General features: G+C 72.9%; 10 protein-coding genes and 1 pseudogene. 10 read left to right on the top strand and 1 reads right to left on the bottom strand.

What is annotated here, in order from left to right; genetic code table 11:
* Positions 1-31: 31 nt before the first annotated feature.
* Positions 32-271, bottom strand: a pseudogene (locus BN1555_RS04935) (ATP-binding cassette domain-containing protein); the annotation flags it as partial.
* A gap of 246 nt (positions 272-517) precedes the next feature.
* Here BN1555_RS04935 and rhaI point away from each other — a divergent pair.
* The 10 genes from rhaI (at position 518) to BN1555_RS04885 (ending at position 13765) form a co-directional block, all read left to right on the top strand.
* The gene (rhaI, locus tag BN1555_RS04930; protein ID WP_093798196.1) at positions 518-1696 is read left to right on the top strand and encodes an L-rhamnose isomerase; all 1179 of its coding nucleotides are present in this window, start codon (positions 518-520) and stop codon (positions 1694-1696) included.
* Between the two features lie 5 nt (positions 1697-1701).
* Positions 1702-3744 (top strand): bifunctional aldolase/short-chain dehydrogenase, encoded by a 2043-nt coding sequence (locus tag BN1555_RS04925; RefSeq protein WP_093803190.1) that lies wholly within the window; start codon positions 1702-1704, stop codon positions 3742-3744.
* A gap of 271 nt (positions 3745-4015) precedes the next feature.
* Positions 4016-5521 (top strand): rhamnulokinase, encoded by a 1506-nt coding sequence (locus BN1555_RS04920; RefSeq protein ID WP_093798194.1) that lies wholly within the window; start codon positions 4016-4018, stop codon positions 5519-5521.
* Between the two features lies 1 nt (position 5522).
* Positions 5523-6278, top strand: coding sequence for a (Fe-S)-binding protein (locus BN1555_RS04915; RefSeq protein WP_093798192.1), 756 nt, complete (start codon positions 5523-5525; stop codon positions 6276-6278).
* A complete protein-coding gene (locus BN1555_RS04910; RefSeq protein WP_093798190.1) occupies positions 6275-7768 on the top strand; it encodes a lactate utilization protein B in 1494 nt (497 codons plus the stop codon). Before BN1555_RS04915 ends, BN1555_RS04910 begins: the two co-directional genes overlap by 4 nt.
* A complete protein-coding gene (locus BN1555_RS04905; RefSeq protein WP_093798188.1) occupies positions 7765-8439 on the top strand; it encodes a LutC/YkgG family protein in 675 nt (224 codons plus the stop codon). The genes BN1555_RS04910 and BN1555_RS04905 overlap by 4 nt, the downstream gene beginning before the upstream one ends.
* A 142-nt stretch (positions 8440-8581) precedes the next feature.
* Positions 8582-9415 (top strand): M55 family metallopeptidase, encoded by an 834-nt coding sequence (locus BN1555_RS04900; RefSeq protein WP_093798186.1) that lies wholly within the window; start codon positions 8582-8584, stop codon positions 9413-9415.
* The gene (locus tag BN1555_RS04895) at positions 9408-10757 is read left to right on the top strand and encodes a M20/M25/M40 family metallo-hydrolase (protein WP_093798184.1); all 1350 of its coding nucleotides are present in this window, start codon (positions 9408-9410) and stop codon (positions 10755-10757) included. The genes BN1555_RS04900 and BN1555_RS04895 overlap by 8 nt, the downstream gene beginning before the upstream one ends.
* A gap of 54 nt (positions 10758-10811) precedes the next feature.
* A complete protein-coding gene (locus tag BN1555_RS04890) occupies positions 10812-12806 on the top strand; it encodes a S9 family peptidase (protein ID WP_093798182.1) in 1995 nt (664 codons plus the stop codon).
* A 23-nt stretch (positions 12807-12829) separates the two neighbouring features.
* Positions 12830-13765 carry a S66 peptidase family protein gene (locus BN1555_RS04885; RefSeq protein WP_093803189.1) on the top strand — a complete coding sequence of 312 codons (936 nt, stop codon included), beginning with the start codon at positions 12830-12832 and terminating at the stop codon, positions 13763-13765.
* Positions 13766-13773 lie beyond the last annotated feature (8 nt).

Here is a 13773-nt window from a genome sequence, read left to right as displayed (position 1 = left end):
CGTCGGTGTTCTTCCCGCCGAAGACGGCCGGCGGGCCGTGGAGGTCCACCGGGGCGCCGCCCGGGAGCACCCGGCCGGTGTCCGGGCGGTGCGCTCCGGCAAGGGTTCTGGCGAGGGTGGACCCGCCCGCGCCGTTCTCCCCGGCGAGGGCGTGGGACTCGCCGGGAAAGAACTGCACGGACACGTCCTGCGGGGCCCGCACCGCGCCGGAGGGCGGGGAGACGCCCTCCGGCGCGATGACGGGGGCCGGGCCCGTGCCGGGCTGGTTCATGGGGGCTCCTCAAGGGCGGTGGTTGCCGCCTCCCACACCGTGAAAGGTTTCAGCGAAGTTCACCGGAAGCTAGACGTGGTGCGCCGACCCCGTCAATGGGTCGGTCCTTGAAACTTTTGCGGCCTGTTCAATTCGCGAGGTGCGGGCGGCCGTTTCCTTCGGGCTCTTGACAGGTGCTGTGGGCACCCATAGCTTCACGGCAATGAAACGATTCACACATTCGCGTGGCACACAGGAGCGCTGACGATGACGAGCCGAGCCGACGTCTCCACCGTGAAAGCAGCCCTCAGAGCACAGGCCATCGAGACGCCGTCGTGGGCGTACGGGAATTCGGGCACCCGCTTCAAGGTGTTCGCGCAGCGCGGGGTCCCCCGTACCCCGCAGGAGAAACTGGACGACGCCGCCCGCGTCCACGAACACACCGGCGCGGCCCCGACCGTCGCTCTCCACATCCCCTGGGACAGGGTCGACGGCTCCGGCGGATACGCGGAACTCGCCAAGTACGCCGAGGAGCGCGGCCTGCGGCTCGGGGCGATCAACTCCAACGTCTTCCAGGACGACGACTACAAGCTCGGCAGCGTCTGCCACCCGGACGCCGCCGTGCGCCGCAAGGCCCTGGACCACCTGCTGGAGTGCGTCGACATCATGGACGCCACCGGCTCCCGCGATCTGAAGCTGTGGTTCTCCGACGGCACCAACTACCCCGGCCAGGACGACATCCGGGCCCGTCAGGACCGGCTCGCGCAGGCCCTTTCCGCGGTGTACGAGCGCCTCGGCGACCACCAGCGGATGCTGCTGGAGTACAAGCTCTTCGAGCCCGCCTTCTACACCATGGACGTGCCGGACTGGGGCACGGCGTACGCGCACTGTCTCAAGCTCGGTGAGAAGGCGCAGGTGGTGGTGGACACCGGACACCACGCGCCCGGCACCAACATCGAGTTCATCGTCGCCCTGCTGCTGCGCGAGGGCCGGCTCGGCGGGTTCGACTTCAACTCCCGCTTCTACGCCGACGACGACCTGATGGTCGGGGCGGCGGACCCGTTCCAGCTGTTCCGGATCATGTACGAGGTGGTACGGGGCGGCGGGCTCACCTCCGACGTGGCGTTCATGCTCGACCAGTGCCACAACATCGAGGCAAAGATCCCGGCGATCATCCGCTCCGTGATGAACGTCCAGGAGGCCACCGCCAAGGCGCTGCTGGTGGACGGCGGCGCGCTCGCCGAGGCCCAGGCGTCGGGCGACGTGCTGGCCGCCAACGCGGTCCTCATGGACGCGTACAACACCGATGTCCGGCCGCTGCTCGCCGAGGTGCGCGAGGACCTGGGCATCGACCCCGACCCGATGGCGGCGTACCACCGCTCGGGCTGGGCCCGGAAGATCGTCGACGAGCGCGTGGGCGGAGCCCAGGCCGGATGGGGAGCGTGATCCGTATGGCACGGCAGCATGAAGCGGTGGACGCACTGCTGGAGCGCTCCCACCGGCTGGGAGCCGATCCGCGCAACACCAACTACGCCGGCGGCAACACGTCGGCCAAGGGCACCGCCGTCGACCCGGTGACCGGCGGCGACGTCGAGCTGATGTGGGTCAAGGGGTCCGGCGGCGACCTGGGCACGCTCGAGGCGGAGGGGCTCGCCGCACTGCGCCTGGACCGGCTGCGCGCACTGACCGGGGTGTACCCGGGCGTCGAGCGCGAGGACGAGATGGTCGCCGCCTTCGACTACTGCCTGCACGGCAGGGGCGGCGCGGCCCCCTCGATCGACACCGCCATGCACGGACTCCTCGACGTCGCCCACGTGGACCACCTCCACCCCGACTCGGGGATCGCGCTGGCCTGTGCGGCGGACGGGGAGAAGCTGACCGCCGAGTGCTTCGGCGACAGCGTGGTGTGGGTGCCCTGGCGGAGGCCCGGCTTCCAGCTCGGCCTGGACATCGCCGCGGTCAAGGAGGCCAACCCCGGTGCGGTCGGCTGCGTTCTGGGCGGGCACGGCATCACGGCCTGGGGCGACACGTCCGAGGAGTGCGAGGCCAACTCGCTCCACATCATCCGCACCGCCGAGGCCTTCCTCGCCGAGCGGGGCCGCCCCGAGCCCTTCGGGCCGGTGCTGGAGGGGTACGAGCCGCTGGGCGGGGCCGAACGCCGGGAGAAGGCGGCCGCCCTCGCCCCGTACGTACGGGCGCTCGCCTGCGCCGACCGGCCGCAGGTCGGCCACTTCGACGACTCCGACGCCGTACTGGACTTCGTCTCCCGCGCCGAACACGGGCGGCTGGCCGCGCTGGGTACCTCCTGCCCGGACCACTTCCTGCGCACGAAGGTCAGGCCGCTGGTGCTCGACCTGCCGGCGTCCGCGCCCCTGGAGGAGGCGGTGGACCGGCTGAAGGAACTGCACGCCGAGTACCGCGAGGAGTACCGCGCGTACTACGAGCGGCACGCGGAACCCACCTCGCCCGCGATGCGGGGCGCGGACCCGGCGATCGTGCTGGTTCCCGGCGTCGGGATGTTCTCCTTCGGCAAGGACAAGCAGACCGCGCGGGTCGCGGGCGAGTTCTACGTCAACGCGATCAACGTGATGCGGGGCGCGGAGGCGGTCTCCTCGTACGCGCCGATCGAGGAGCGGGAGAAGTTCCGCATCGAGTACTGGGAGCTGGAGGAGGCCAAGCTGCGGCGGATGCCGCAGCCCAAGCCCCTTGCGACGCGGATCGCGCTGGTCACCGGCGCCGGCTCCGGCATCGGCAGGGCGATCGCGCACCGGCTCGTCGCGGCGGGCGCGTGCGTCGTGGTCGCCGACCTCGACGCACGGAAGGCGGCGGAGGCCGCCGAGGAACTGGGCGGGCCGGACAGGGCGGTCGCGGTCACGGTCGACGTGACGAGCGAGGAGCAGATCACCGGGGCCTTCCGGGAGGCGCTGCTGGCGTTCGGCGGGGTCGACCTGGTGGTCAACAACGCCGGCATCTCCGTCTCCAAGCCGTTGCTGGACACCTCGGCGAAGGACTGGGACCTCCAGCACGACATCATGGCGCGTGGCTCCTTCCTGGTCTCGCGGGAGGCCGCACGGGTCATGATCGCGCAGGGCGTGGGCGGCGACATCGTCTACATCGCCTCCAAGAACTCCGTCTTCGCCGGACCGAACAACATCGCCTACTCGGCCACCAAGGCCGACCAGGCGCACCAGGTGCGGCTCCTCGCCGCGGAACTCGGCGAGCACGGGATCCGGGTCAACGGCGTCAACCCGGACGGGGTGGTGCGGGGCTCCGGCATCTTCGCGGGCGGCTGGGGCGCGCAGCGCGCCGCCGTCTACGGGGTGGAGGAGGCGAAGCTGGGCGAGTTCTACGCCCAGCGGACGCTGCTGAAGCGGGAGGTGCTGCCCGAGCACGTCGCGAACGCGGTGTTCGCGCTGACGGGTGGTGAGCTCACACACACGACGGGGCTGCACATCCCGGTGGACGCGGGGGTCGCGGCGGCGTTCCTGCGGTAACGCTCCGGCTGGTCCCCGCCCTGCTCCACCCCGCCGTCCCTTCCCGCACCGGGGCAGGCCCCGGCCCCGGACGCCCCCGGGCGTGTCCTCAATCGCCGGACGGGCTTGATCCGGCTGCGCCGGATGTGCCCGTGCGGCAGCTTGCCGCCCCTCCGGCGTTCGAGGAGCGGGGCCCGGGCCGCAGCCCCGGTCCGGGGCGGGACGGGGTGGGGAACAGCTCCGCCGCCCCGCCCCGCCCCGTCCCCACCCCGCCGCACTCCACGAGGAACTCATGCCATCCACCCACACCTTCGCCGCCGTAGACCTGGGCGCCTCCAGCGGACGCGTCATGGTCGCCCGGGTCGGGCCCGGGACCCTGGACCTCCAGGAGGTGCACCGCTTCGCGAACCGGCCCGTGAGGACCGGCGGGACGCTGCACTGGGACGTCCTCGCCCTCTACCGGGGCGTGCTCGACGGTCTGCGGGCGGCCGGATCGGCGGCCGGCGGCCGGCTGGCGGGGGTCGGGATCGACAGCTGGGCGGTGGACTACGGGCTGCTCGACGCCGGCGGCGCCCTGCTCGGCAACCCCGTGCACTACCGGGACACCCGGACCGACGGCGCCCCGCAGAAGGTCGCCGCCGCGCTGCCGCCCGAGGAGCTGTACGCCGCCACGGGACTCCAGCACCTGCCGTTCAACACCGTCTTCCAGCTCGTCGCGGCCCAGGGGACGCCACAACTCGCCGCCGCGAAGCAGCTGTTGCTGATCCCCGACCTGATCTCGTACTGGCTGACGGGCGAGGCGGGCACCGAGATCACCAACGCCTCCACCACCCAGCTCGTCGATCCGCGCACCCGCACCTGGTCGCCCGTCGTCGCCGCGCGCCTGGGCATCGACCTCGGACTGTTCCCGCCGTTGCGCAGCCCCGGCGACCCGGCCGGAGTGCTGCGGCCCGAGGTGCTGGCCGAGACGGGACTGACCGGCCCCGTCCCGGTGACCGCCGTGGGCTCGCACGACACGGCGTCGGCGGTGGTGGGCGTCCCCGCGGACGAGGGGGCGGACGGGGGCGGTTTCGCGTACATCGCCACCGGGACCTGGTCCCTCGCCGGGCTCGAACTCGACCGGCCGGTGCTCACCGAGGCGTCCCGGGCCGCGAACTTCACCAACGAGCTGGGGGTGGACGGCACCGTCCGCTACCTCCGCAACATCATGGGGCTGTGGCTGTTGCAGGAGTGCCTGCGCACCTGGGAGGCGCAGGGGGGTCCGCAGGACCTCGCCGCCCTCCTCGACGGGGCGGCGCGGGCGGCCCCGCTGCGCTCGGTCGTGGACGCGGGCGATCCCGGCTTCCTCGCGCCGGACGACATGCCCCGCCGTATCGCACGGGCCTGCGCCCGCACCGGGCAGCCGGAGCCCCGTACACCCGTCGAGACCACCCGCTGCGTGCTCGACTCGCTCGCCCTGGCCCACCGCGCGGCCGTCGAGGAGGCCCAGGCGCTGTCCGGCCGGACGGCGGGTACGGTGCACGTCGTCGGCGGCGGCGCGCACAACACGCTGCTGTGCCGGCTGACGGCGGACGCGACCGGCCTGCCGGTCGTCGCGGGCCCCGCCGAGGCGGCGGCGCTCGGCAACGTACTGGTCCAGGCGCGCGCGGCCGGGGCGGTCGGCGGCGGACTCGCCGGGCTGCGGGCCCTGCTGCGCGCCACCCAGCCCTTGCGGTACTACCGTCCGGCGGGTGATCGTTCCGCATGGGACGAGGCCGCGGACCGGATCGGCACAGGCTGCCGGGGGAGGAGGATGTGACGTGCGCGTAGCTCTCTTCATCACCTGCGTGAACGACACGCTCTATCCGCGCACCGGGCAGGCCGTCGTGCGGCTGCTGGAGCGGCTGGGGGTGGAGGTGGACTTCCCGCAGGCCCAGACCTGCTGCGGGCAGCCGCAGTTCAACACCGGCTACCGCCACGAGACCGAGCCGCTGGTGCGGCGGTACGACGCGGCCTTCGCCGACTACGAGTACGTCGTCACGCCCTCCGGTTCCTGCGCCGCGATGGTCCGCGACAACTACCCGCGGATCGGTGCCAGGGCGGTCGCCGAAGGGCGCGGCCGGGCACTGGCGGACGCCGCGGCGCGGGCCGTGCCGAAGACGTACGAACTGACGGAGTTCCTGGTCGACGTCCTCGGTGTGACCGACGTCGGTGCCTGGTTCCCGCACCCCGTCACCTACCACCCCACCTGCCACGGGCTGCGCGTGCTGGGCCTGCGCGACCGGCCGCGCAGGCTGCTGGAGCGGGTCGGGGGGCTGGAGCTGCGCGAACTGCCGGGCGCGGAGGAGTGCTGCGGTTTCGGGGGCACGTTCGCCGTGAAGAACGCCGCCGTGTCGGCGGCGATGGGCGCGGACAAGGTGCGCAACATCGAGTCCACGGGCGCCGGGGCGGTGTGCACCGTCGACAACTCCTGCCTGATGCACATCGGCGGGACGCTCACCAGGCAGGGGTCCGCGGTGCGGCCCGTGCACATCGCGGAGATCCTCGCCGCGACCGAGGAGGAGCCGTACACATGAGCGGTACGAGCGGTACGTACCTGGGGATGCCGGCGTTCCCGGCCGCCGCGCGGGAGGCCGTGGGCAACGAGACGCTGCGCAGGAACCTCCGGCACGCCACGCACACCATCCGCGACAAGCGCGCCAGGGCCGTCGCCGAGCTGGACGACTGGGAGCAGCTGCGCGCCGCCGGCAAGGACGTGAAGGACCGGACGCTGCGCCATCTCGACCACTACCTCGTCCAGCTGGAGGAGTCGGTCACGGCGGCCGGCGGCACCGTGCACTGGGCCGCGGACGCCGAGGAGGCCAACCGGATCGTGACCGGGCTGGTGAAGGCGGCCGTCGGCGACGACACGCAGGAGCACGAGGTCGTCAAGGTCAAGTCGATGGCCACGCAGGAGATCGGCCTCAACGAGGCGCTGGAGGCCGAGGGCATCCGCGCCTACGAGACCGACCTCGCGGAGCTGATCGTGCAGCTCGGCGACGACCGGCCGTCGCACATCCTGGTGCCCGCCATCCACCGCAACCGGGGCGAGATCCGCGACATCTTCGCGCGGGAGATGGGGAGTTGGGGGCGGGCCGCCCCCGAAGGACTGACCGACACCCCGGCCGAACTGGCCGAGGCGGCCCGGCTGCACCTGCGGGAGAAGTTCCTGCGCGCCAAGGTCGGCATCTCGGGCGCCAACTTCATGGTGGCGGAGACCGGCACCCTCGTCGTGGTCGAGTCCGAGGGCAACGGGCGGATGTGCCTGACCCTCCCCGAGACACTGATCTCCGTCGTCGGCATCGAGAAGACCGTCCCGACCTGGCGGGACCTGGAGGTGTACCTGCAGCTCCTGCCCCGCTCCTCGACGGCGGAGCGGATGAACCCGTACACGACCATGTGGACCGGTACGACGGACGGCGACGGGCCGCGCGACTTCCACCTGGTGCTCCTGGACAACGGCCGCACCGACACGCTGGCCGACGAGGTGGGGCGCCAGGCGCTGCGCTGCATCCGCTGCTCGGCGTGCCTGAACGTGTGCCCGGTCTACGAGCGGGCCGGCGGGCACGCGTACGGCTCGGTCTACCCGGGGCCGATCGGCGCGATCCTCAGCCCGCAGCTGCGCGGTACGGGGAGCGAGGTCGACGCCTCGCTGCCGTACGCGTCGTCGCTGTGCGGGGCCTGCTACGAGGTGTGCCCCGTCGCCATCGACATCCCGGAGGTGCTGGTGCACCTGCGGGAGCGGGTGGTGGAGGGCGGGACGGTGACCAGGAACGGGGCGCGGGTCACGATCAGGCCCGCGAAGGGGCACACGGCGGAGCGCGCGGCGATGCGCGCGGCGCGCTGGGCGCTGGACCACCCGGGCGCGCTGCGGGCCGGACAGCGGCTGGCGTCCCGTACCCGCCGCATCCATCCGAAGCGGCTGCCGGGGCCGGGGCGCGCGTGGAGCGACACGCGAGCACTGCCCGAGCTGCCCGCGGAACCGTTCAGGGACTGGTGGCAGCGCACCCGCGGAGGAGCCAAGTGAGCAGCGGCAGCGGTACTGGTGGCAGCAGGGAGCGGGTGCTGGCGCGGGTGCGCCGGGCCCTGGCGGACGTACCGGCCGGCGAGCGGCCGCAGGACGTACGGGTGGAGCGCGGCTACCTGCGGGTGCACGGCGACCGGAGTACCGAGGAGACGGTCGGACTGCTCGCGGAGAACCTGGCGGACTACCGGGCGGTCGTGCACCGGACGGACCCGGCAGGGCTGGAGGGCCTGCTGGTGCGGCTCCTGGCCGAGCGCGGCGCGCAGTCGGTGCTCGTACCGCCGGGGCTCCCGCCGCACTGGCTGGCCTCCGCGGACCCGGTCCGGGTGCACGACCGGGAGGCGAGCACCACGCGTCAGCTCGACGCCGTGGACAGCGTGGTCACGGGCTGCGCGGTCGCGATCGCCGAGACCGGCACGATCGTTCTGGACGGCGGCCCCGACCAGGGCAGGCGCCGGATCACTCTGGTGCCCGATCACCACATCTGTGTCGTACGGGTCCCGGACCAGGTGGTCGGCTCGGTGCCCCAGGCCCTGGAGCGGCTGGATCCCCGCCGGCCGCTGACCTGGATCTCGGGCCCCTCGGCGACCAGCGACATCGAGCTGGACCGGGTCGAGGGCGTGCACGGCCCGCGCACCCTGGAGGTGGTTCTGGTCGAGGGGCCGGAGGACTGACCGGCCCCCTGGCTCTCCCCTCGCCCGCCCCGCGCCCTCCCCTCGCAGAGGACTGGACCACTGAACTCGCATGTGGCTCTGGCCCGGCGGGGGCCCGGCGCGTAACGTGACGCGGCATGACCTGCGAGGAGACGGCTGATTCATGAAGATCCTCATCAGCGCCGACATGGAGGGCGCCACCGGTGTCACCTGGCCCGCCGACGTGCTGCCGGGCACACCGCAGTGGGAGCGCTGCCGCTCCCTGTTCACGTCCGACGTCAACGCGGCCGTCCTCGGTTTCTTCGACGGGGGCGCCGACCAGGTGCTCGTCAACGAGGCGCACTGGACCATGCGCAACCTCTTCCTGGAGCACCTCGACGAGCGCGTCGAGATGCTCACGGGCCGGCACAAGTCGCTCAGCATGGTCGAGGGCGTGCAGCACGGGGACGTGGACGGCATCGCCTTCGTCGGCTACCACACCGGCGCCGGCACCGAGGGCGTCCTCGCGCACACCTACCTCGCCAACTCCATCACGGGCGTGTGGGTCAACGGCGAGCGGGCCAGTGAGGGCCTGCTCAACTCCCACGTCGTCGCGGAGTACGGCGTACCGGTGGTCCTCGTCACGGGCGACGACCTGACCTGCGAGGACGCCGAGGGCTACGCGCCCCGGGCCCGCAAGGTCGCGGTCAAGGACCACGTCTCGCGGTACGCCGCGGTGTGCCGCACCCCGGCCCGCACCGCCGCCGACATCAGGGCCGCCGCGAAGGAGGCGACGGCCCTCGCCGTGCGCCACGAACCGGTGCGCGGCGGCCCGTTCACCGTGGAGCTGGAATTCGACGCGGAGCACCTTTCGGGCGTCGCGACCGTGGTACCGGGGGTGGAGGCGACCGGAGAGCGGCGTGTCGCGTACACCAGCGGGACGATGTATGAGGGCATTCGTACGTTCAAGGCCGTGACGACGATCGTCTCGGCCGCAGTGGAGGAGCAGTATGGCTGACCACCAGCCGGCCGACGGGGGAACGGTCGACGCGCTCGCGCTCGACGAGGTCGTGACCTTCACGTCCGACCTCATCCGGATCGACACCACCAACCGAGGCGACGGCGACTGCCGCGAGCGCCCGGCCGCCGAGTACGTCGCCGAGCGGCTGGCCGGCGCCGGGCTCGCCCCCCTCCTGCTCGAACGGACCCCCGGACGGACCAACGTCGTGGCCAGGATCGCCGGCACGGACCCGTCCGCCGACGCCCTCCTCGTCCACGGCCACCTCGACGTCGTACCCGCCGAGCCCGCCGACTGGAGCGTGCACCCCTTCTCCGGGGAGGTCCGCGACGGCGTGGTCTGGGGCCGTGGCGCCGTCGACATGAAGAACATGGACGCGATGGTCCTCGCCGTCGTACGGGCCTGGGCGCGCTCCGGCACGCGGCCCCGCCGCGACATCGTGCTCGCCTTCACCGCCGACGAGGAGGCCAGCGCGGCCGACGGCTCCGGTTTCCTCGCCGACGAGCACCCCGAGCTCTTCGAGGGCTGTACGGAAGGCATCAGCGAATCCGGCGCCTACACCTTCCACGCGGGCCCCGGCATGGAGATCTACCCGATCGCGGCGGGGGAGCGGGGCACCGGCTGGCTCAAGCTCACCGGCGTCGGCACGGCGGGCCACGGCTCCAAGGTCAACCGGGACAACGCCGTGAGCAGGCTGGCGGCCGCCGTCGCCCGGATCGGCGCGTACGAGTGGCCGGTGCGGCTCACCCCGACCGTCCGGGCCGCCCTCACCGAGCTCGCCGCCCTGCACCACCTCGACGCACCGGACTTCGACGCGCCCGGCTTCGACGTGGACGCGCTGCTCAACAAGCTGGGCCCGGCCGCCGCGCTGGTCGAGGCGACGGTGCGGGGCAGCGCCAACCCGACCATGCTGGACGCCGGTTACAAGGTCAACGTCATCCCGGGACGGGCGACCGCCTACGTCGACGGACGGTTCCTGCCCGGCGGCGAGGAGGAGTTCCGCCGGACCATGGACCTGCTCACGGGAGACCTGGTGGACTGGGAGTTCCACCACCGGGAGACCGCCCTCCAGGCGCCCACCGACTCGCCGACGTACGCGAAACTGCGCGCCGCGGTGGAGCACTTCGCCCCCGGCGCGCACGTCGTGCCGTACTGCATGTCGGGCGGCACGGACGCCAAGCAGTTCTCCCGGCTCGGCATCACGGGGTACGGCTTCTCGCCGCTGAAGCTGCCCGCCGACTTCGACTACGGGGCGCTCTTCCACGGCGTGGACGAACGCGTTCCGGTCGAGGCCCTCCACTTCGGCGTGCGGGTGCTCGACCATTACCTGAAGACCGCATAGCAGGCCGCACAGCAGACCGCACAGCAGATCCCACAGTTCGGGGAGTTGGAAGGCATGGTGCCCACAGGGCCGTACGGAAGCTGGCCGTCGCCGATCGGCGCCGGGCTCGCCGCCTCGCACGGCGGGCACCCGGAGTACGTCGGGATGATCGGCGACGAGGTGTGGTGGACCGCGCCGCGCCCCACCGAGGGCGGACGGCGCGCGCTGGTGCGCCGACGGGCGGACGGCGCCGAGGAATCGGTTCTGCCGGCCCCCTGGAACGTACGCAGCAGAGTCGTCGAGTACGGCGGCCTGCCCTGGGCCGGCACCCAGCGCGCGGCGGGCGGCCCGCTCGTCGTCTTCGTCCACTTCCCCGACCAGCGGCTCTACGCGTACGAACCCGACATGCCCGGCGCCGAGCCCCGGCCCCTCACCCCCGTCTCGGCCGTCGGCGGCGGACTGCGCTGGGTCGACCCGCAGCTGCGCACGGGCCGGGGCGCGGCAGGCGAAGTGTGGTGCGTGATGGAGGAGTTCACGGGCGAGGCCCCCACCGACGTACGGCGCGTCATCGTCGCCGTACCGCTCGACGGCTCCGCCGCCGAGGACCGCGCTGCCGTACGGGAACTCTCCGACGGCGCGCATCGCTTCGTCACCGGCCCCCGCGTCTGCCCGGACGGACTGCGGGCGGCCTGGATCGCCTGGGACCACCCCCGGATGCCCTGGGACGGCACGGAAGTGATCCTCGCGGACGTCGCCGAGGACGGCACCTTCCGCGACCCGCGGAGCTTCCTCGGCGGACCCGAGGAGTCGATCGCCCAGGTCGACTGGACCGCCGACGGACAGCTGCTCTACGCCAGTGACGCCGGCGGGTGGTGGAACCTGTACCGCGCGGACCCGCACGGGGCAGCGGTGGTCCCGCTCTGCGCCCGCGCCGAGGAGTTCGCCGGGCCGCTCTGGAAGATCGGCCTGCGCTGGTTCCACCCGCTGGACAACGGCCTGATCGCCGTCATCCACGGCAGCGGCACCACAGCGCTGGGCATTCTCGACCCGGAGAGCTGCGAAGTCGTCGACTCGGCGGGCCCCTGGACCGAGTGGGCCCCCACGCTCGCCGTGCACGGGAGCCGGGTCGTCGGCGTCGCCGCCAGCCCGCGCAGCGCGTACGAGGTCATGGAGCTCGACACCTTCACCGGGCACACCCGGGTCATCGGCTCCGCGCACGACGACCCGGTGGACCCCGCCTTCTATCCCGAGCCGCAGATCCGCGTCTTCACCGGACCCGACGGCCACGAGATCCACGCCCACATCTACCCGCCGCACAACCCCGGCCGCGTCGCCCCCGGCGACGAGCTGCCGCCGTACGTGGTGTGGGCGCACGGCGGGCCGACCGGGCGCGCCCCGCTCGTACTCGACCTGGAGATCGCCTACTTCACCTCGCGCGGCATCGGCGTCGCCGAGGTCGACTACGGCGGCTCCGCCGGGTACGGACGCGAGTACCGCGACCGGCTGCGCGAACAGTGGGGCGTCGTGGACGTCGAGGACTGCGCCGCCGTCGCCGTCGCCCTGGCCGAGGAGGGCACGGCCGATCCGCGCAGGCTCGCGATCCGCGGCGGCAGCGCGGGCGGCTGGACGGCGGCGGCCTCGCTGGCCGGCACCGACGTCTATGCCTGCGGCACCGTGATCTACCCGATCCTCGACCTGGAGGGCTGGGCGACGGGCGAGACCCACGACTTCGAGTCGCGGTACCTGGAGAGCCTCGTCGGACCGCTCGCCGCCTGTCCCGACCGCTACCGCGACCGTTCGCCCGTGCACCGGGCGGACCGGATCACCGCACCGTTCCTGCTGCTCCAGGGGCTCGACGACGTGATCTGCCCGCCCGCGCAGTGCGAGAGGTTCCTGGAGCGCATGGCGGGACGCGGCATCCCGCACGCGTACCTCGCCTTCGAGGGGGAGGGACACGGTTTCCGCAGGGCCGAGACCATGACCCGCGCACTGGAGGCCGAACTCTCCCTCTATGTGCGGACCTTCGGCATCGACCGCGACGACGTACCCTCTCTGGAGCTCACCACATGACCCCTGTTCCTCGGATGCCTCCGATGCCTCTGACGCCTCTGACCAGGCCCGCGCGGCTGAGGGCGGGGGCGCGGGTCGCCGTCGTGGCCCCCAGCGGGCCCGTTCCCGAGGAGCGGCTCGAAGAGGGCCTCGACATCCTGCGGAGTTGGGACCTCGAACCGGTGACAGGCCCCCATGTGCTGGACGTGCACCGGCGGTTCGGGTACCTGGCGGGAACGGACGAGGCACGGGCCCGGGACCTGGAGGAGGCCTGGTGCGACCCCTCGGTGGACGCGGTGATCTGTGCGCGGGGCGGCTACGGATCCCAGCGCATGGTGGACCTGGTCGACTGGGCGGCGATGCGCGCGGCCGGACCCAAGGTCTTCGTCGGCTACAGCGACATCACCGCCCTCCACGAGGCCTTCGCCGTACGGCTGGGTCTGGCCACGCTGCACGGGCCGATGGCCGCGAGCGTTCCCTTCCTCAAGGACGGCCCGTCGCAGGATTCGCTGCGGGCCACGCTCTTCGAGCCCGAGTCGGTCATGACGCTCGGCCTGGAGGCGGCGGGCGTCCTGGCCCCCGGCCGGGCGCGCGGCATCACGCTCGGCGGCTGCGTCAGCCTGCTCGCCGCCGACTTGGGCACTCCGTACGCCAGACCCGGTGCCCGCGGCGGTCTGCTGCTCGTCGAGGACATCGGCGAGGAGGCGTACCGCCTCGACCGGATCCTCACCCAGCTGCTGCGCTCCGGCTGGCTGGACGGCGTGGCGGGCATCGCCCTCGGCTCGTGGGAGGGGTGCGGCCCGTACGAGGAGGAGGTGCGGACGCTGCTGCACGACCGGCTGGGCTCCCTGGGGGTGCCGGTCGTCGAGGAGCTGGGTTTCGGGCACTGCTCGACCGCCCTGACCATGCCGCTCGGCGTACCCGCCGTACTCGACACGGACACCCGCACCCTCACCCTCGACGTGCCCGCGCTGCGGTGAGGCGGCAG

Source organism: Streptomyces sp. Wb2n-11 (assembly GCF_001049855.1).
Classification (GTDB): domain Bacteria; phylum Actinomycetota; class Actinomycetes; order Streptomycetales; family Streptomycetaceae; genus Streptomyces; species Streptomyces altiplanensis.
The sequence above is the reverse complement of the archived record's forward strand: the minus strand, read 5'-3'. Positions and strand labels throughout refer to the sequence as shown.